Annotated in this window: 22 protein-coding genes; 16 read left to right on the top strand and 6 right to left on the bottom strand. The window is 62.1% G+C overall.

Annotation, left to right across the window (positions count from 1 at the left end; all coding sequences use genetic code 11):
• Positions 1 to 36: 36 nt before the first annotated feature.
• From AC1DUR_RS04740 to AC1DUR_RS04725, 4 genes are all read left to right on the top strand, one after another.
• Entirely contained in the window at positions 37 to 1020 is a 984-nt protein-coding gene (locus AC1DUR_RS04740) for a Bug family tripartite tricarboxylate transporter substrate binding protein (protein WP_477720131.1), read from the top strand.
• Positions 1021 to 1057: 37 nt separating this feature from the next.
• Positions 1058 to 1447 (top strand): DoxX family protein, encoded by a 390-nt coding sequence (locus tag AC1DUR_RS04735; RefSeq protein ID WP_477720130.1) that lies wholly within the window; start codon positions 1058 to 1060, stop codon positions 1445 to 1447.
• A gap of 215 nt (positions 1448 to 1662) precedes the next feature.
• Entirely contained in the window at positions 1663 to 2172 is a 510-nt protein-coding gene (locus tag AC1DUR_RS04730; protein WP_477720129.1) for an SRPBCC family protein, read from the top strand.
• A 196-nt stretch (positions 2173 to 2368) separates the two neighbouring features.
• Entirely contained in the window at positions 2369 to 2827 is a 459-nt protein-coding gene (locus AC1DUR_RS04725) for a BON domain-containing protein (RefSeq protein WP_477720128.1), read from the top strand.
• A gap of 115 nt (positions 2828 to 2942) precedes the next feature.
• On the opposite strand, the gene AC1DUR_RS04720 is transcribed toward AC1DUR_RS04725, so the two are convergent.
• A complete protein-coding gene (locus tag AC1DUR_RS04720) occupies positions 2943 to 3422 on the bottom strand; it encodes a hypothetical protein (RefSeq protein WP_477720127.1) in 480 nt (159 codons plus the stop codon).
• Between the two features lie 227 nt (positions 3423 to 3649).
• On the opposite strand from AC1DUR_RS04720, the gene AC1DUR_RS04715 reads away from it, so the two are divergent.
• The 4 genes from AC1DUR_RS04715 to AC1DUR_RS04700 are packed head-to-tail and all read left to right on the top strand — an operon-like array spanning position 3650 to position 7567.
• A complete protein-coding gene (locus AC1DUR_RS04715) occupies positions 3650 to 4303 on the top strand; it encodes a GbsR/MarR family transcriptional regulator (protein ID WP_477720126.1) in 654 nt (217 codons plus the stop codon).
• Positions 4304 to 4305: 2 nt separating this feature from the next.
• Positions 4306 to 5706, top strand: coding sequence for a cytochrome ubiquinol oxidase subunit I (locus AC1DUR_RS04710; protein WP_477720125.1), 1401 nt, complete (start codon positions 4306 to 4308; stop codon positions 5704 to 5706).
• The gene (locus tag AC1DUR_RS04705; protein WP_477720124.1) at positions 5699 to 6730 is read left to right on the top strand and encodes a cytochrome d ubiquinol oxidase subunit II; all 1032 of its coding nucleotides are present in this window, start codon (positions 5699 to 5701) and stop codon (positions 6728 to 6730) included. Before AC1DUR_RS04710 ends, AC1DUR_RS04705 begins: the two co-directional genes overlap by 8 nt.
• 18 nt (positions 6731 to 6748) lie before the next feature.
• Complete coding sequence (locus AC1DUR_RS04700) at positions 6749 to 7567, top strand: class I SAM-dependent methyltransferase (RefSeq protein ID WP_477720123.1); 819 nt, start codon at positions 6749 to 6751, stop codon at positions 7565 to 7567.
• A gap of 43 nt (positions 7568 to 7610) precedes the next feature.
• On the opposite strand, the gene AC1DUR_RS04695 is transcribed toward AC1DUR_RS04700, so the two are convergent.
• Positions 7611 to 8630 carry a 23S rRNA (adenine(2030)-N(6))-methyltransferase RlmJ gene (locus tag AC1DUR_RS04695; RefSeq protein ID WP_477720122.1) on the bottom strand — a complete coding sequence of 340 codons (1020 nt, stop codon included), beginning with the start codon at positions 8628 to 8630 and terminating at the stop codon, positions 7611 to 7613.
• Positions 8631 to 8868: 238 nt separating this feature from the next.
• Between AC1DUR_RS04695 and rplM the strand changes: the two genes are divergently transcribed.
• From rplM to erpA, 5 genes are all read left to right on the top strand, one after another.
• The gene (rplM, locus tag AC1DUR_RS04690; RefSeq protein ID WP_007867557.1) at positions 8869 to 9297 is read left to right on the top strand and encodes a 50S ribosomal protein L13; all 429 of its coding nucleotides are present in this window, start codon (positions 8869 to 8871) and stop codon (positions 9295 to 9297) included.
• A 10-nt stretch (positions 9298 to 9307) separates the two neighbouring features.
• The gene (rpsI, locus tag AC1DUR_RS04685; RefSeq protein WP_007867568.1) at positions 9308 to 9700 is read left to right on the top strand and encodes a 30S ribosomal protein S9; all 393 of its coding nucleotides are present in this window, start codon (positions 9308 to 9310) and stop codon (positions 9698 to 9700) included.
• A gap of 236 nt (positions 9701 to 9936) precedes the next feature.
• Positions 9937 to 10644: a DUF6776 family protein gene (locus AC1DUR_RS04680; protein ID WP_477720121.1), complete on the top strand. Its 708-nt coding sequence runs from the start codon at positions 9937 to 9939 to the stop codon at positions 10642 to 10644.
• 56 nt (positions 10645 to 10700) lie between these two features.
• Positions 10701 to 11129: a bactofilin family protein gene (locus AC1DUR_RS04675; RefSeq protein WP_477720120.1), complete on the top strand. Its 429-nt coding sequence runs from the start codon at positions 10701 to 10703 to the stop codon at positions 11127 to 11129.
• Positions 11130 to 11240: 111 nt separating this feature from the next.
• Complete coding sequence (erpA, locus tag AC1DUR_RS04670) at positions 11241 to 11606, top strand: iron-sulfur cluster insertion protein ErpA (RefSeq protein ID WP_068836098.1); 366 nt, start codon at positions 11241 to 11243, stop codon at positions 11604 to 11606.
• A 117-nt stretch (positions 11607 to 11723) separates the two neighbouring features.
• Here the strand turns inward: erpA and AC1DUR_RS04665 are convergent, their stop codons facing one another.
• Together AC1DUR_RS04665 and AC1DUR_RS04660 are read right to left on the bottom strand one after the other, a co-directional pair.
• Positions 11724 to 12860: an anhydro-N-acetylmuramic acid kinase gene (locus AC1DUR_RS04665; protein ID WP_477720119.1), complete on the bottom strand. Its 1137-nt coding sequence runs from the start codon at positions 12858 to 12860 to the stop codon at positions 11724 to 11726.
• A 512-nt stretch (positions 12861 to 13372) separates the two neighbouring features.
• A complete protein-coding gene (locus AC1DUR_RS04660; RefSeq protein ID WP_477721358.1) occupies positions 13373 to 14752 on the bottom strand; it encodes a peptidoglycan DD-metalloendopeptidase family protein in 1380 nt (459 codons plus the stop codon).
• A gap of 223 nt (positions 14753 to 14975) precedes the next feature.
• Here AC1DUR_RS04660 and tyrS point away from each other — a divergent pair, with 223 nt between their 5' ends.
• The 3 genes from tyrS (at position 14976) to vapC (ending at position 17080) form a co-directional block, all read left to right on the top strand.
• Positions 14976 to 16208 (top strand): tyrosine--tRNA ligase, encoded by a 1233-nt coding sequence (gene tyrS / locus AC1DUR_RS04655; RefSeq protein ID WP_477720117.1) that lies wholly within the window; start codon positions 14976 to 14978, stop codon positions 16206 to 16208.
• 78 nt (positions 16209 to 16286) lie between these two features.
• A complete protein-coding gene (locus tag AC1DUR_RS04650; protein ID WP_477720116.1) occupies positions 16287 to 16658 on the top strand; it encodes a type II toxin-antitoxin system VapB family antitoxin in 372 nt (123 codons plus the stop codon).
• Positions 16658 to 17080 (top strand): type II toxin-antitoxin system VapC family toxin, encoded by a 423-nt coding sequence (gene vapC / locus AC1DUR_RS04645; RefSeq protein ID WP_477720115.1) that lies wholly within the window; start codon positions 16658 to 16660, stop codon positions 17078 to 17080. Before AC1DUR_RS04650 ends, vapC begins: the two co-directional genes overlap by 1 nt.
• Positions 17081 to 17107: 27 nt before the next feature.
• Here the strand turns inward: vapC and AC1DUR_RS04640 are convergent, their stop codons facing one another.
• Both AC1DUR_RS04640 and AC1DUR_RS04635 read right to left on the bottom strand, forming a co-directional pair.
• Positions 17108 to 17824, bottom strand: a complete 717-nt coding sequence (locus tag AC1DUR_RS04640) for an ankyrin repeat domain-containing protein (protein ID WP_477720114.1) — start codon at positions 17822 to 17824, stop codon at positions 17108 to 17110.
• Between the two features lie 16 nt (positions 17825 to 17840).
• Entirely contained in the window at positions 17841 to 18332 is a 492-nt protein-coding gene (locus AC1DUR_RS04635) for a GlcG/HbpS family heme-binding protein (RefSeq protein WP_477720113.1), read from the bottom strand.
• Positions 18333 to 18637: the final 305 nt, after the last annotated feature.

Here is an 18637-nt window from a genome sequence, read left to right as displayed (position 1 = left end):
TTACGCCCCCACCACAAGACCCACGGAGACAACACCATGAAATTTCTGCAGATCAAAACATTGACAGGCGCGGCCGCCGTGCTGCTGGCTTGCGCCTTGCTGCCCGCGGCGGCACAGACCTTTCCGGTCAAGCCGGTACGCGCCGTGCTGCCGTATTCGGCCGGCAGCGGCCCGGACTCGGTGATGCGCAGCGTCGGTGAAAAGCTCGCGCGCGACTGGGGCCAGCAGCTGGTGGTCGACAACAAGCCCGGCGCCAACGGCTGGCTGGCGATCGGCGAGACCAAGCGTGCGCAGCCGGACGGCTACACGCTGATGACCGTGGATTCCACGCACATGACGCTGCAGCCGCACCTCTACAAGCAGCTGCCGTTTGACCCGGCCAAGGATTTTGAACCGGTGGCGCCGCTGTACAAGACAAACTTCTTCATCGTCGTCGGCGCCAACGCCCCGTGGAAAAACGTGACGGAACTGATCGCCGCAGCGAAAGCCAAAGACGGGCACCTGACCTACGGAAGCTGGGGCATAGGCAGCGTGGCCCATGTCGGCACCGCCATGTTTGAGCATTCCACCGGCGCGAAGATGACGCACGTGCCCTTCAAGGAACTCCCCCAGCTTTACACCGCCGTGGCGACTGGCGAGGTGGACTGGGCCTTTGGTACCGCCGCGACCGTCGGCCCCCTGTACAAGGCCAGGAAGGTCAGGCTGCTGGCTTATGCGGGGCACAACCGCATGGCGGGTTATACCGATGTGCCGACGGTGGCTGAGTCCGGTGGCCCGGCCGGTTTCGAGCTGCCGACCTGGGTGGCGATGTATGCCCCGAAAGGAACGCCCAAGCCGGTGGTTGACCGGATCCAGTCCGGCGTGGCCAAGGCGCTGGCGGATGCCGACATCAAGGACAGGCTGGCGAATTTCGGTTTTGAACCCTGGATTGCCCCACCTTCGGACGTGACGAAGGCCGCTGAAGCCGACAAGCTCCGCTTCGCTGAAATCGTCAAGCGCGCCAGAATCTCTCTCGACTGAGCCGAGGCCAGGTCCTTCCTTTCATCCGGAGACAAAAATGACCCCCCAAAATCGCAACATCTTGTTTGCAGCGCGCGCATTGATGGCCCTCATCTTCCTGGTGGCCGGCATGAGAAAGCTGCTGGCCTGGGGCGCCACCGTGGGCTACTTCAACAAGCTCGGCATTCCGCTGCCCGAAATCGCGCTGGCATTGACGGTAGCGCTTGAGATCGGTGGCGGTATCGCGCTTGTGCTGGGTTGGCGGCTGCGGCTTGCAGCTGGTGTCATGGGCGCATTCACCCTGGCGTCGGCATTGATAGCGCACGCCTTTTGGGCCGCTGAACCGCCGCAGTTCAACGCGCAGCTTTTGAGCTTCCTCAAGAACACCGCGATGGCGGGCGGCTTTCTATTGCTGGCGTATGTTGCAGGAAATCAAAAAGAAGCCTGACTTGTGAAAGGTGTTCGGAGCTGGTTCGGGTTGATGCCTTGTGCGGTGGCTATCCCGGGCAGAAAATGCAAATTTTTATCGTTGGTTGTATTTCTGAGTGTCGAGAAAGCCGTGCCTGCTTCGTCGTACAGGTAGGCGGCCTGCAAGGGGCCTGCAAAAAAAGTATTGTCGGCCTGTTTGGCCGTGGTAAATGCCAACCAGCCCAGGAGAATCGCATGACCACCACTTCACACAGCACCGCCACAACTTCCGACCGCGAACTGGTACTGACCCGCCATATCGAGGCTCCGCGTGAAAAGCTCTTCAAGGCCTGGACCACGCCCGAACTCCTGACGCAATGGTTTGCGCCAAAACCCTGGAGCACGCCGCGCGCAGAGCTCGACGTGCGTCCCGGCGGCGCCAACCTGGTGGTCATGCGCGGCCCCGACGGCACGGACTTTCCCAATCGCGGCGTCTACCTTGAAGTGGTCCCCAACGAGCGGCTGGTTTTCACCGATGCCTACACCGAGGCCTGGACGCCGTCCGACAAGCCATTCATGACAGTAGTGCTGACCTTTGAAGAGGTGGCCGGTCTCAACGGTCCTGCCACCCGATACACCGCCCGGGTCATGCACTGGACCGTCGCCGACCGCGAGGCACACGAGAAAATGGGTTTTCACAAAGGCTGGGGCCAATGCACGGACCAGCTGGCTGAATTGGTCGGTGCGCCCAAGCCCACCGCCTGAGCGTTCCCGCGCCCGGGCACCGGCGTTCGTGCGGCTGCGACTGGCTCCTGCAGGATTTTGTCGCCGCCCGATTTCATCTGAAAATAACACGGGAGGCTGCGTCGCCGGCCCTGGGGAGATCAGGATGAGGCTGAAGTTAAGGCTGAAGTTAGGGCTGAGAGAATGGCTGGTCATGGGCGGGTTGGCATTATTTTTGATGCCTGCCGTCGCGCAAGACCGGCAAAACTACTTTGATGACCCTTTCCTGCGGGTGAGCTCCGCCATGGCGGCTTGCCCCGTGCCTGAAGGGCCGTCCTTCACGCAAGAGCAACTCCGCGCGGAGGCGCACGTGCGTGCCCAGCATGGCGGCAGCTGCTTTCGATCCGGGCGCTGCCGTTTGCCCAACTCCTATCTTTACGACAAGGAGATCATTCCAAGGGTGGCGGTCTATCTCCAGCAGGACGGCCGTTTTGGCGACACCAGTGTCTGGGTGCTGGGCGAACGGCGGCTGGTGACATTGATGGGGTGCGTGCAGTCACAAGAGCAGGCCCTGGCGATGGAGCGCGCCGTGATGCTGGTGGACGATGTCATGGGCGTGGTCAACCACTTGATGGTCGGCACCACCGGCACCCCGAAGTACGGAACGGCGCCGGCGGGTGCTGCTGCGGCCAACTAGCCCCTGTACAGGCAAAAAATGGCAGGCTGCTGACCCTTGCCGGGCTCAGGTGCATGGCCGGCGGTCCCGGTCGCCCGTTGAGGGGGCGTCCATATACGTGGTGTTAGGCGGGCGCTCATTGCAACGAATAGACCTCGAGGAGATACGGTTCGGCAATTAACAAGTACTTTTGGCACGGCGAAAATGTTGCGATGAACCAGTCGCCAGACAACGTTCTGAACTGAATGGACTCAGCCTTTTCGGGTGATTCGACAGTGATGTTCTGAAAATTGGAGCGCGAATCAAACTGATAAGACAGCTTGAAAGAACCTGATTCGAGAATTGGTTCTTTGTCCGAGACGCCAAAGTGCTCGGGGTGATTGCTCTCGAATTCATAGGGGTTGTCGCGAAGCGTCTCAACGGAAGGTGGGTCTCCGAGGGTGATACGGAAAACTTCGTCGTAATCGAAAACGAACATGACGCCGTCTTCGGGAGGCGTAAAGCCCCTGATGCGTTCAGAAATACGTGGGAGATTGAGCTTATACATGGGGGAAGCCCTTGTAATGGCACCACACAAAGTTAAGTCATTGTTTTCAAATGTGTTTTCTGCCTTCAAGGCCGATCCCCATCTAGATAAATTGACTGAGAAGCATCGGCAGATGCCCGAGTGTAGATGGGCATCAGCCCACGGCACATCCTCCATTTGGATGACAAATGACGCCAGCGCCGTAGCTGGCAAAGCCTTCGAAGAACAATAAATCGGGCCATAAAGACGCCCCAGAGCAGAAAAATCCCGGACTTACTATAATTTCAGTAATTCCTGAAAATTCAACAAGTCCGCGCATGAACCTTGCCCCCCTGACCCAGCGTTTTGTCCTGCATTTCGGTGAAATGGGCAGCCGCTGGGGCATCAACCGCACCGTGGGGCAGATATATGCGCTCCTTTATGTTTCACCACGAGCCCTGAATGCCGATGAAATTGGCGAGGCGCTGGCGTTTTCGCGCTCCAACGTGAGCATGGGGCTGAAGGAGCTGCAGTCGTGGAACCTGGTGCGGTTGCAGCACTTGCCCAACGACAGGCGCGAGTATTTCAGCGCGCCGGAAGACGTCTGGGCGATCTTCCGCACGCTGGCTGAAGAGCGGCGCAAGCGCGAGATTGACCCGACGCTGTCGATGCTGCGCGATGCGCTGATGGAGCAGCCGGCGAACCAGGACGACATCCATGCCCAGGCGCGCATGAAGCAGATGCACGACCTGATCGAGCTCATGACGGGCTGGCTGGCCGACGTGCAGAAGATGGATTCGGCCACGCTGATAAGCCTGATGAAGATGGGCGCCAAGGTGCAAAAGCTGCTGCAGGTGAAGGACAAGGTGGCCAGCACCGTCAAGGCCGGTTTGACAGGCCGTGCGGCATCAAGCACAGTGGCGGCGAAGTCTGACGGCCCGCCGGGCCCCGCGGTGCAGCCAGCCAACCTTGCCGATAAAAACAGGAGTTGACGATGGATGGACTTGACGCATTTCTTTTGGCCCGGATCCAGTTTGCGGCCAACATCACCTTCCACATCCTGTTCCCTACCATCAGCATTTCGCTGGGCTGGGTGTTGCTGTACTTCAAGCTGCGCTTCGTCAGGACGCAGGACCAGTACTGGATGGATGCCTACCAGTTCTGGGTGAAGATTTTTGCGCTGACGTTTGCGCTGGGCGTGGTGAGCGGCATCACCATGAGCTTCCAGTTCGGCACGAACTGGCCCGGCTACATGCAAAAGGTCGGCAACATCGCCGGGCCGCTGCTGGCCTATGAAGTGCTCACGGCTTTCTTCCTGGAGGCCACCATGCTGGGGGTGATGCTGTTTGCGCGTGAGCGCGTCAGCGAAACCATGCACACCATCGCCACGCTGCTGGTGGCCGGCGGCACCACGCTGTCGGCGTTCTGGATCCTGGCGCTCAACTCGTGGATGCAGACGCCGGCCGGTTTTGAAATGATCAACGGGCAGGCGCATGTGACAAGCTGGCTGCAGGTGATCTTCAACCCGTCTTTTCCGTACCGCCTCACGCACATGCTGCTGGCCTCCGGGCTCACCGTGTCGTTTCTGGTGGCGGGTATTTCTGCCTACCGCTGGCTGTGCAACGAGCGCGGCGCCGAGGTCATGGCCAGCCTGAAGACCGGCGTGTACCTCGCAGCCATCCTGATTCCGCTGCAGATTGTGGCGGGCGACTTCCACGGCCTGAACACGCTGGAACACCAGCCCGCCAAACTCGCCGCGATGGAAGGCATCTGGAAGACGGAGCGGGGCGTGGCCGCGGTGCTGTTTGCCCTGCCTGATGCCCAAGCCCGGGAAAACCGTTATGAAATTGCAATTCCCAAGCTGGCCTCGCTGTACCTGACCCACTCGCTGGACGGCGAAGTCAAGGGGCTCGACCAGTTCGAGGGCAAGCATCCGCCGGTGGCGCCGGTGTTCTGGGCGTTCCGCATCATGGTGTGTGTGGGCATGCTGATGCTGGCCGTGAGCTGGGCGACGGTCTACCAGCTTGCGCCGTGGAAGAAAGACCCGGCGCGCACCCTGACCCCCTGGCATGCACGGGTGCTGGTCGCCATGACCTTCGCCGGCTGGGTGGCGTTGGTGGCCGGCTGGTATGTCACCGAGATCGGCCGGCAGCCCTGGCTGGTCACGGGTGTGCTGACGGCGGCCGATGCCGCGTCCAAGGTGCCGGCGCCCCGGATCGCATTCACCCTGTCGCTTTACCTCGCGCTCTATGCCGCGCTGATCGCGGCCTATATCTCGGTGCTGTTTTACCTGGCGCGCCACAAGACCCACGCCGACCGACCGTCTGGCGCCGGCATGGAAGACACCCTCAATCCCGTGAGCTACCCGCAAAAAGAAGGAGCCGCAAATGCTTGATCTTGCCCCTGACCTGACGCAGGCCGCCGGCTGGATGCCGATTGTTTTTCTGGTGGTGATGGGCCTGGCCATGCTGGCCTATGTGGTCCTGGACGGCTACGACCTGGGCGTGGGCGTGCTGATGCACCGCGCCAGCGACGACGACAAGGACACCATGATCGCCAGCATCGGCCCCTTCTGGGATGCCAATGAAACCTGGCTGGTGCTGGGCGTGGGCATTTTGCTCACGGTGTTCCCGGTGGCGCACGGCGTGATTCTGGGCGCCCTGTATCTGCCGGTGGCGATGATGCTGATCGGCCTGACGCTGCGGGGCGTGGCCTTTGACTTTCGCGTGAAGGCGCACGCGTCCCACAAGCCGCTGTGGAACCGCATGTTTTATACCGGCTCGCTGCTGGCCAGCTGGTCGCAGGGCTACATGCTGGGCTCGCTGATCACCGGCTTTGCCGCCACCGGCTGGGCCATCGCCTTCAATGCGGTGATCGGACTGGCCCTTGTGGCAGCCTATTGCCTGCTGGGCGCGGGCTGGCTCATCATCAAGTCAGAGGGTGACCTGCAGCTGCAGGCGGTGCGCTGGGCGCGCCGCAGCCTGCTGTTCACCGTGGCCGGCATTGCCGCCATCTCGATTGCAACACCGCTGGTCAGCCCGAGCATTTTTGCCAAGTGGTTTTCCTTTCCGAACATCGTGCTGCTGTTGCCCATTCCTGCCGCAACCGCCGTGCTGTTTGGGGTGATTTTTCGCAGCCTGCAGCGGCTGCCGGTGCGGCTCGCCCAGCGCAACGAATACGGCGCCTGGGTGCCGTTTGGCGCGACGGTGGGTGTGTTTCTGCTGGCGTTTTACGGGCTGGCCTACAGCCTGTTTCCGTGGCTGGTGATTGACCAGCTGCATATCTGGCAGGCGGCTGCGGCGCCAGAGGCCATGGGCGTGATCCTGCTGGGCGCCGGCGTGGTGTTGCCGCTGATCATCGGCTACACGGTGTTTGCCTACCGTGTGTTCTGGGGCAAGAGCACCGCGCTGAAGTATTGAGCGCAGGAGGGAGCCGACATGGCTGAGAACGCGAAGGAAACATGGGGTGCCGGCAATGCCTATGAGCAATGGGTCGGACGCTGGAGCCGCCCGGTGGCGAGGGAGTTTCTCGGATGGCTGAATGTTGAACCCGGCCTGACGTGGGGCGACGTGGGCTGTGGGACGGGCGCTCTTTCGGAATGCATCCTCGAAGGTCATGACCCGGCCGCGGTCCTGGCCGTGGACCGCGCCGAGGGCTTTATTCGCGCCGCACGCGAGCGGGTCAAAGACCCGAGGGTGCAGTTTGACCTTGGCGATGCCCTGGCGCTCGCCTGGCCGGCCCAGTCGTGCGACGCCACTGTTTCGGGCCTCGTGCTGAACTTCGTGGCAGACCCCCAAGCCATGGCAGCCGAGATGGTGCGGGTGACGCGCCCTGGAGGCACGGTAGCTGCCTATGTCTGGGACTATCGCGGTGGCATGCAGATGATGCGGCACTTTTGGGATGTGGCGGTGCAGATCAATCCGCAGGACTCCGGCGTTGATCAGGGTCAGCGCTTTCCACTCTGCCAGCCTGAACCCCTGGAGATGCTGTTTCGCGAGGTCGGCCTGAATTCGGTATCAGTGCGCGCCATTGATGTCGCCACAGTTTTTCGGGACTTCGATGACTACTGGACCCCGTTTTTGGGGAAGCAGGGCGCAGCGCCCACCTACCTTGCAGGCCTGGACGCAGGCACCCGTGATCGCATACGCGACACATTAAAGGCGCGGCTTGTTGCGGCCGCCGATGGTTCAATCACTCTGACTGCGCGGGCTTGGGCCGTGAAGGGAACAGTTCCGCCCAACACGCTGTCGCAATAGTCGGCGCTGCGCTGCCTCTGCTCAATTGCGTATTGCGGTCAGCTCAGCCGCCGTGGTCCAGCGTGAAGCCGGCGTTGCGGTCCTGCCCGAGCAGCGCCACCATCTGGGGCAGGGCGGCTTGCAGTTCCGCCTTGAGCGTATGCGGCGGGTTGATCACAAACATGCCGCTGGCGGGCAAGCCCGGTCGTATGACTTCTCCCTCGGTACCGGTGGTTAATTTGCTCGATTTCACCGTCAACGTGGCGTTCAGCCAGCTTCGCCCGGCCTTGACTGCCAGCGTCTTGAGCTTTCGCGGCAAGTCGTGCGCTTCGGGGCGCGGGATGATGGGGTACCAGACCACATAGGTACCCGTGGCGAAGCGCTTGACCGCATCGGCCATGCAGGCGCTCACGCGCGCGTAATCGCTTTTCATCTCATAGCTGGGGTCGCACAGCACCATGGCGCGCCGGGCCGGCGGCGGCAAAAAGGTCTTCAGGGCTTCGAAACCGTCTTCGCGGGCCACGGCCACCTGGCGGCCGACGCCCAGCTGCTCGATGTTGCCTGCCAGCGACTTGTAATCGGTGGGATGCAGCTCAAACAGCTTGAGCTTGTCGCGCCCGCTCAGGAATTGCTGTTCGATAAACGGGGAGCCGGGGTAAATTTTCAGGTGGGCCGGATCGCCGGTCTGGGCAAACTGGGGATTCAGGCCGCGCAGCAGCTCCAGGTAGTCGTGCAGGGCGGGCGCCCAGGCGCCCGTGGCGGTGGTTTTGGCTGCAGCGGCGGGTTGCGGGTGTTCGGCCGACGGCTTGGCTGGTGCTGCTTTTTTTGTGGCTGGCGAGCCAGGTTGCGCTTTGGTGGAAGGCGGGTTTTCACCCGAAAGAAGCTTGAAAATGCCTTCCTGGGCCTCCCCGCTGGTCTCGGTGTAGTCGCCGTCGAGCCGGTACAGACCGGCGCCGGCATGGGTGTCAATCACGGTCAGCGCCGTGTCTTTCTGGGTCAAGTACTTCATCAACGCGATCAGCGTGGTGTGCTTGAGCACGTCGGCGTGGTTGCCTGCGTGAAAGGCGTGGCGATAGGAAAACATGGGTCTATCCTACCTTCTCGCGGGCCAAATGCGAGGGTGGATTGACGTAAGCCCTTGATTTTTCATATAATCCAAGGCTCTGCAGCGCACACGTGGTTCCGCGGCAGAGTTGCGTGATGCTTCATGGGAGGCCTGCCTCCTTCAGAATTTCGCGCAAATGACCACCTAAGAGGTTCTCATCAGAAGAACACCGACCGTGGAAAAGAACCCGCCAAACCAACTCGAAAAGAGAAAACTCATGAAAACGTTCAGCGCCAAACCCGCTGACGTGACGCACGAGTGGTTTGTGATTGACGCGACCGACAAGGTCCTCGGACGAGTAGCCAGCGAAGTTGCTCTCCGTTTGCGCGGCAAACACAAGGCCATTTATACGCCTCACGTCGATACCGGTGACTTCATCGTCATCATCAACGCAGCCCAGCTGCGCGTCACCGGCGCCAAGTCGACTGACAAGATTTACTATCGCCATTCCGGTTATCCAGGCGGCATCACTGCCACCAATTTCCGCGACATGCAAGCCAAGCACCCCGGCCGCGCTTTGGAAAAAGCCGTCAAGGGCATGCTGCCCAAGGGCCCGCTCGGCTACGCCATGATCAAGAAACTCAAGGTGTACGGTGGTGCAGAGCACCCGCATACCGCCCAACAGCCTAAAGTGCTGGACATCTAAGGAGCCATTGATGATTGGTGAATGGAACAATGGCACCGGCCGTCGCAAATCCAGCGTCGCCCGCGTGTTTATCAAAAAAGGCACCGGCAAGATCACGATCAATGACCGTGACATCCAGGTGTTCTTCGGTCGTGAAACCTCGATCATGATCTGCCGCCAGCCCCTGTTTCTGACGAACCACGTCGAGACGTTTGACATCATGGTCAACGTCCACGGCGGTGGTGAGTCCGGCCAGGCCGGCGCAGTCCGCCACGGCATTACCCGTGCGCTGATTGACTATGACGCAACACTCAAGCCGGCCCTGAGCCAGGCTGGGTTTGTCACGCGTGATGCACGTGAAGTCGAGCGTAAAAAGGTCGGTTTCCGTTCGGCTCGCCGCCGCAAGCAGTTCAGCAAGCGTTAATCCGCTTTCCCTGCCCGAAAAAAGCCGCCATGGTTCGCCTGGCGGCTTTTTTCATGGGCTTTTTCATGGGTCTTCTCATGGGTTTCCGGGGCTGTGGGGCCCCTTTGGCAAACCCCTTGCAACTCCTTGCAACCCTTTGATGCAATCCCTTACGTTGCCTTCCGCACAGAGGCCGGACCGGGCCCTGTCTGCGTGCACAATGCAGCCTCCCGAACCCAAAACGCTGGACCTGCCCTTTGAAATTCCGCCTGTTTCGCCGTCGCCTGACCATCAGTTCGCCGCGCATGGCCATCCGCAGCTCGCTTCCATGGCCCCTGCGCTGGATCGCCGGCGCCCTGATGCTGGGATTTTCCGCCGCCATCGCCTTGTGGGCCTTTGAGTTTGGCAAGAGTATTGCGGGGCTGGACACCAACGCCAAGCAGGAGCTGAGCCTGCTGCGGCAGGAAGTCGCCAGCCTGCGCTCGGACCGCGACAAGGCGCAGTCGGTTGCCAACACTTCCGGCAGCCTGTTGACGGCCGAGAAGGCGCTGCAGGAGAAAATGATGAGCCAGATCCGCCAGCTGGAATCGGACAACCGGGCGCTGCGCGATGACCTCGGGTTTTTCGAGAAGCTGTTGCCTTCGGGCGGCGCCGAAGTGGCCTCGCTGCGCAGCCTGCAGGCCGAGGTGTTGTCGGAGACCCAGCTCAAATGGCAGGTGCTGGTCATTCAGCCGATCAAGAATGCCCCGGTTTTCAATGGCAGGCTCGACCTGACAGTGAACGGCACACAGGCCGGAAAGCCCTGGGCCATGGCCTTGCCTGGTGGCCCGCAGGCTTTACAGTTCAAACAGTACCGCCGCGTGGAGGGCGTCCTCGACTTGCCCCCCCAGGCCGTGGTAAAAACAGTGACCGCCAAAGTGCTTGAAGGCACGACAGTCCGCTCGGTTCAGACCTTCAAGCTCTAACCTCCCGCTCTGTCCACACCCCGCCCACCATCCCGCCCCCGCCTCCAGGAAGCTATATGTTCGGTAAAAAGAAACAGCCCCCCATCAGAAGCCTGATTGCCCAGGGCAGCTGCATTGAAGGCAGCCTCAAGTTCACCGACGGCCTGCGGATCGATGGCGAAGTGATTGGCGACATTCGTGCCAATGAAGGCAGCCCCAGTATTCTGGTGATCAGCGAGTCGGCCGTGGTGACCGGGCTGGTCCAGGCCGACCACGTGATCATCAATGGCCGCGTGGTGGGGCCCGTTCATGCCTGCGAATTGCTGGAACTCCAGCCCAAGGCCAAAATTGAAGGAAGTGTGTCCTACAAGGCACTTGAAATGCACCAGGGCGCCGTCATTTTTGGACAATTGCGGCCCACAACGCTCCAGCAGCTGGAAGAAAAATCACCCTTGAAGCTGGCCGCCAGTAACTCCCCCTCAATCCCGGCGGTGAGCGCTAACTAATTGATGCCTGGGTGGTGCGCTGTCCCGAGGCTCCTGCTTAGACGTATGAGTCCTATGGTTGATCGATTTGCTGTACTATTTGTTTGTTGAGACCAGAATTACGGAGTTTCCATGAGCGCAGTTGCTGAAAATATCCAGACCGAGATGCCCGCCCCCTTTGTCTTTACCGACAGCGCGGCCGCCAAGGTCGCCGAGCTGATCGCCGAAGAGGGCAATCCAGACCTGAAATTGCGCGTATTTGTGCAGGGTGGGGGCTGTTCCGGTTTTCAGTACGGTTTCACCTTTGATGAGATCACCAACGAAGACGACACCACCATGACCAAAAATGGCGTGTCACTGCTGATCGACGCCATGAGCTACCAGTACCTGGTCGGCGCCGAAATCGACTACAAGGACGACCTTGAAGGCGCGCAGTTCGTGATCAAGAACCCGAACGCGACCAGCACCTGTGGTTGCGGTTCCAGTTTTTCCGCCTGAGCCGTCCGCTCTCCTCAAATATTGAGATTAAAAAAAGCCGCCTTCGGGCGGCTTTTTGCTTTTGTGCAATCTTCGGCGATGGCCTCGCCCTGACCCATTGCGTGTGCCGTGTGGAGTTCAGGCCGGGTAGACGGCGCCCAGCACCCGCGGGCCTGCGGCGCCTGTCGCGCTGGCGAGGTTGCCGGGCTGCCTTTCGACGGCCTGGCGGGCCAGCCAGGCAAAAGCGGCTGCCTCAACCTGCAGGGGCGGCAGGCCATGGGCCGCCGAGGAGCTCACGTTCAGGGACGGCAAGCCGGCCTGCAGGCGCTGCATGAGGTGACGGTTGAAAGCGCCGCCGCCGCACACAATCAGCTCCTTGCTGTCTTTTCCGTAGTGGGTCACACCGGCGATACAGGCGCTGGCAGTGAATTCGGTCAAGGTGTTCTGGATGTCTTCGGGGCGTTCTGCGGCGAATGGCCGCAGTTTTTCCGCCAGCCACGCCAGGCTGAAAAGGTCTCTGCCCGTGCTTTTGGGAGGAGCCTGCCCAAAATAGGGTTCGTCCAGCAGGCTGGCCAGCAGCCCGAAGAGCAGTTTGCCGCTGGCAGCCCAGGCGCCACCGTCGTCAAACGGCTGACCGGTGTGCTGCAGGCACCACGCATCGATCAGCGCATTGCCCGGCCCGCAGTCAAAGCCCAACACGGGCGCCTCGCAGTCGCGGGGCAGCACGCTGAGGTTGGAGATACCGCCGATGTTCAGCACGGTAACGGTGCTGTCCACCCTGCCAAAAATCCGCTGGTGAAAGGCGGGAACCAGCGGCGCTCCCTGGCCACCGGCGGCCACGTCGCGGCTGCGAAAGTCCGCCACCACGTCCAGCCCGGTGAGTTCGGCCAGCAGGGCCGGGTTGTTGAGCTGGAGCGTGTAGCCCGCCCCCTCGGCATCCAGCGACGTTCTCTGCGGCTGGTGCCTGACGGTCTGTCCATGCGCACCAATGGCGCCAATGTGCACGGGCGCGATGCCTTGTGCGCGAGCCTCGATCAACAGGGTCTTGACCACCCTGGCGTAGACCGCGGCCAGCTGGTTTGCCGCGAGCGCAGCACGGTGCAGTTCATTGTGGGTGGGCGTGTTCAGCGCCAGCAATTCCGCCCGGAAGCTGTCGGCAAAGGGCTCGGTGACCGCCGCCACGACGCGAGGTTTGTCGCCGGAGAAGTCCACCAGCACCCCGTCCGCGCCGTCGAGTGAGGTGCCCGACATCAGGCCAATGTAGTAATCCAGCATGCGGCTATTTTGCCGCAGGGAGTGGGCTGGGTAGCGATACTTGCAGGTCATTTGAGCCCCGGCCCCAAATTTTCGCAAACCGGCCCGAGAAAAATTAGCCACTTCGGGGATGGAGAGCTACACGAAGTGAGCAAGCGTGGGGGTCTTAGAAGTGGTAGCTTTCCAGCCCAGCAGGGGCCGCGGAACCGACTTAGCCGGGCCGCAGGCGCAGCGGCCCCCTCGGGGGGGCAGCGCAGTACACGCAGTGACAAGCGTGGGGCCCTAGTAGCCCAGAAGTGGTAGCCCTCCAGCCCAGCAGGGGCCGCGGAACCGGCTTAGCCGGGCCGCAGGCGCAGCGGCCTCCTCGGGGGGCAGCGCATTACACGCAGTGACAAGCGTGGGGCCCTAGTAGCCCAGAAGTGGTAGCCCTCCAGCCCAGCAGGGGCCGCGGAACCGGCTCAGCCGGGCCGCAGGCGCAGCGGCCCCCTCGGGGGGCAGCGCATTACACGCAGTGAAAAGCGTGGGGGCCCTATTTATTCCGCGCGAGTCTGCGAAATGGTGGCAGCAGCAAGAAGCTGGTTTCTGACGCCGTCTGCCAGCTGCCTGAACGCCGGCAGGGCCGCTGCGGAGACGGGAATGGTTTCGCTCTGCTTGGCAATCGTCATCGGGTCCTGCTGGGCGCCATTGACACGGAACTCGAAGTGCAGGTGCGGGCCGGTGGCCCAGCCGGTTGAGCCGACCAGGCCAATGGTCTGGCCCTGGCTGACGCTCTGGCCGCGCTGTACCGAGATCTTGCTCAGGTGCGCGTACACGGTTTCGTGGTTGTTGCGGTGCCGGATGAAAACCACGTTGCCGTAGCCGTTCTGTACGCCGGCAAACTCCACCACCCCGTCGCCCACGGTGCGTGCGGGCGTGCCCGTGGTGGCGGCAAAGTCGGTTCCCAGGTGCGCGCGCCATTTCTGCAGGATGGGGTGAAAGCGCATGGAAAAACCACTGCTGATGCGGGAAAATTCCACCGGGGAGCTCAGGTAGGCGCGGCGCAGGCTCTGGCCGTCCAGCGTGTAATAGCCGCCCTTGTTTGGTGCGCCCGCGGCATTTTGACCCGGGGGCTGGAACCACATGGCCTGGTAGGCCTTGCCGGCGTTGACAAACTCGGCCGATAGCACACGACCGGTGCGAAGCGCCTCGCCGTCGGCTTCCAGGGTTTCGTAGACCACGTTGAAGCGGTCGCCCTTGCGCAGCGCGCGGCGGAAATCGATGTCGCCCGAGAAAATCTCGGCCATCTGCACGGCCACGCCGTCGGGAATGTGGGCTTCGTCGGTGGCGGCAAACAGCGAGGTGTGGATGCTGCCGCTGGCCAGCCGTGCCGAGCTGGTGTAGGGCGCGGTTTCTATGCGGGAGCTGAAGCCGGTGGGGGTGCGTTCGATCACGATCCGCTTGAACATCGTCTCGTCGTCGGTGGGCCAGCGCATGCTGAGCTTCTGCAGTTGCTGGCTGTCGCTGGCTTCGGCCGTTACATTTTTGCCGGTGCGGCCTGCCAGGATCACCTGGGCGTTGGCGTCGCTGCGCAAAAAGGCTGCCGCGGCTGGGTCATTGATGCCCAGGCGCTTGAGCAGGGTGTCGGCGGTGTCGCTGCTGCGCGTGCCTTCGGTGCGAAAAAGGTTGAAGCGGAAGTCGCCTAGTGCGTCGGTCTGGGCTTGCGTAGGCAGGGGTTGCACCGCCTCCAGCACCTGGTAAACCGGCAAATCGGCGGCATCGGGTGCCAGTGGCGCTACACCGAACGCGGTCACCCCGGTGCCGAGCAGCAAGGCGGCAAGGCTGCCGGTGACTCGTTTGGGGTGGCGGCGAAGGCTGTTCGCGAGGGATGTCAGGATGTGGGAGGGGGCGGGCAGGCGCAAAACGAAAATTCCCAACTAAAGTGCACCCAAGGCGCCATAACCCGAGGTTGGTGCGCCTGACTGCGATATAAGGTGATCGGTGACTGGCCCGCACTGCTGATGTGAGGGTCCGGCGTCACCGGACTTAAAACGTTTCTGATCCTGATCAGCAAATTGCGGGCCAACTAAAATGGCGGCCTGATGCAGGAGAGCACGAATTATATCTGTCGGATAAAGCCCCCGCATGTGAAAACCCCTTATGAATCAAGAACTTGTTACAAATCTCCCCCTGTCTGACGGTGTCAGGACGGCGCTGGCCGTTTCCCTGCGCGGATGCGAAGAACTGATTCCACAGGACGAATGGGTCAAAAAACTGGTCCGCAGCGAGGCTACCGGCGTGCCGCTGCGCATCAAACTGGGGCTGGACCCGACCGCACCTGACATTCATGTCGGACATACGGTGGTTTTGAACAAAATGCGGCAGCTCCAGGATTTGGGCCACTCGGTGATTTTCCTGATTGGCGACTTCACCACCATGATTGGCGACCCCTCAGGCCGCAACAGCACCCGGCCGCCGCTGACCCGCGAGCAGATCGAGGTCAACGCCCAGACTTACTACCGGCAGGCCAGCCTGGTGCTGGACCCGGCCAGGACCGAAATTCGCTACAACAGCGAATGGAGCGACCCACTGGGTGCCCGCGGCATGATCCAGCTGGCCTCGCGCTACACCGTGGCCCGCATGATGGAGCGCAACGATTTCCACGACCGCTTCAAGGGCGGCCAGTCGATCAGCGTTCACGAGTTTTTATACCCGCTGATGCAGGGCTATGACTCGGTGGCGCTCAAGTCCGACCTGGAGCTCGGCGGCACCGACCAGAAGTTCAACCTGCTGATGGGCCGACACCTGCAGGTCGAGTATGGCCAGGAGCCCCAGTGCGTTCTGACCATGCCGCTGCTCGAGGGGCTCGATGGCATCGAGAAGATGTCCAAGAGCAAGAACAACTACATCGGTATTTCTGAAGATCCCAACACCATGTTTGCCAAGGTGTTGAGCATTTCGGATGTGCTGATGTGGCGCTGGTACACCCTGCTGTCGTTCAGGAGCGAAGCCGAAATTGCCGCGCTCAGGGCCGAGGTCGAAGCCGGCCGCAACCCCAAGGACGCCAAGGTGGCGCTGGCCAAGGAAATCACCGCCCGCTTCCACAACGCGGCGGCTGCCGATGCGGCCGAGCAGGACTTCATCAACCGCAGCAAGGGCGGCATCCCCGACGAGATCCCCGAGGTGTCGCTGTCAGGTGCGCCCCTGGGCATTGGCGCCCTGCTCAAGGCCGCCGGCCTGGCGCCTTCCGGCAGCGAGGCCAACCGCCTGATTGACGGCGGCGGCGTGCGTGTGGACTCCAGCGTGGTCAGTGACAAGGCCCTGAAGCTGGGCGCCGGCACCTATGTGCTGCAAGTGGGCAAGCGCAAATTTGCGCGGGTGACGCTGGCCTGAATAACCAGGGTATAGATTGCGATTGCGGGATTGCTGCGAAGGGGTATAAATTGTACAAAGACTGTACAATTTATACCCATGATCACCAACATCGACATTGATGAAGTCGTCGTGGCCGAGGCCATGCGCTTGTCCGGCGCGCGTACCAAGCGCGAGGTGGTTGACCGAGCCCTGCGCGAGATGGTGGCGCGGGCCCGTCGGCCCTCGATTCGTGAGTTGTTCGGCATCGGAGGGGTTGACCCCGACTACGATCCCAAGGCGCCTTGGGCACGAGGTCATGAAGTGGGGCAATTTCGGGTAGAGCAGCCCCGGGCGATCTACACTGCGGCCGCGGCGCCCTCGGAGGCCATCCAGGCCGCGGCGCAAGCGCCCCTGTCCGAACCTGTTGGAAGACCACTCAAAAAGTCCGTCAAGAAAACTGTCAGGCCAGCGGGGCAAAAGAAAGCCTGATGCTGCTGATCGATTCCTCCGTCTGGATCGACTGGTTGCGCGGTTCGGACACCGATGCGGTGCGTTTCGTGCAGGCCAGAGAGGGGCAGGAAGAACTGGCCTTGACCCAGATGATTTACCTCGAAGTGCTGCAGGGCGTCTCGTCAGAGCGGCAGTTTGCGGTCACGCAAAAGATATTGGGCGCTCAGACCATGTTGTTGCCGCTGGACGAGCTGGAAACTTTCGCGGCCGCCGCGCAGCTGTACCGGCAAGCCCGCCAGCAGGGTTTGACGATTCGCAAATCGACCGACTGTCTGATTGCCGCGATTGCGCTCGAACAGGGGGCCTTGCTGGTGCATAACGACCGTGATTTTTTGGCCCTGGCGCAGTCAACGCCGCACCTGCATGTATACCCGAACCGGCCTGTAGCGCCCGCGCAGTAAGCCTGCGCATTCCGGCCCGTCTCTCGACTACTTCGCGCCAGCCTTTTCCAGCATCTTCACCATCTCGCCGTAGTCGCGTGACCGGGCCAGCTGCAAGGGTGTGTTGCCCTGCCGGTCGGTCAGCTGCAGGTTGGCCCCGGCGTCTATCAAGGCCTTTAGCGTGGCCTGGTGGCGGGCGCCGCCATTGCCCAGCACGATGGATTCGATCACGGCCGTCCAGTGCAGGTTGTTCACATGGTCCAGCGGCGCGCCGGCGGCAATCAGCTGCCGGACCACCCCGTCATGCCCCAGATGGGCGGCGGCGATCAGTGCGGTGCCGTCATAACGGCTGGTCACCTGCTTCGCGCTGGCGCCCAGGGCCAGCAGCACGCGCAGCGTTTCCTCGTCATCGGCGACCGAGGCAATCGTCACGCCATCGTAGACGTCGTGGTCCAGCAGGTTAATGTGGGCGCCTGCCTTGACGAGCGCGCGAATCGCGCCCTGCTGCCTCGCAAAGGTGGCGACGTGCAGCGGTGTGCGGCCATTGCCATCCCGGGCATCGAGATCGGCTTTGGCCGAGGCAAGCTTGTCAATGCGGGCCACATCGCCCTGGTGGGCGGCGGCGTGCAGGCCCCTGTAGTGCGCGACTTCGGTGGCGCTCGGGGCCACCTGAGCCGCCGCAGGCGCGCTCGCCAGGGCGCCGAGCCCGCAGGCAGCGGCCAGCGCCAGGGCGTTCAGGAGCAGTCCGGCAGGGCGTCGGTTCATGCTGGCGCTCCGGTGCTTATTTCAGCAGGTCCTTGACCTTGTCCAGCGCGGCCACGGCGCACTGTTCGTCGAGGTTGCCGGCGGGCGCACCACCGATGCCGACGGCGCCTATGACTTCATTGCCGACCTTGACCGGCACGCCGCCGCCCAGCATCAGGAAGCCGGGGATGTCACCGAGATTGGCCGCGCCGGGGTTCTTTTGCGAAACCTCCATCATGGCCTGGGTGTTGTTTTTGGCCGAGGCCGAGGTGAACGCCTTTTGCAGGCTGGCGCCCAGCGTGTGCGGGCCGGCATTGTCGGCACGCTGGACGGCGCGCACGGTGCCCGCGCGATCCACCACCGTGGCGGCAACCGCGTAACCGTTGGCAGCGCAGGCGGCCACGCTGGCGGCGGCAATCTGGTTGGCCAGCTCTAGGGACATGTTTTTTTCGGTCCGTACGGCCTGGGCGCTGGCCGCGGTGGCTGCGAGGGACAGGGCCAGAGCGGAAGCTTTGATGATGTTGCGCATGGTGTTCTCCGGAAAGTAGTTGTTGGAAACGGTTCAAAAACCGTTCAAGGCGGTTCGATCAACCGTGGGAGAACTTTAAGAAATGGCCGCTGTTTTGCCCATTCGTAGGGTTACGCGCGGGACTCCGTAGAAATACTGGCCCCCACGGTCGTTCGCTTCGCGTAACTCCCTGCCCCCGGAGGGGGCCGCTGCGCCTGCGGTCTGGCAAAGCCAGTCCCGCGGCCCCTGCTGGTATGGAAACGGCACCATGGTCGCTCACTTCGTTTGCTCCCTGCCTCTTCGGGGGCCGCCCCGCCTGCTGCTCG

It is taken from the genome of Polaromonas sp. P4_F4 (genome assembly GCF_056401355.1).
This window is presented reverse-complemented; position numbering and strand designations above follow the sequence as displayed.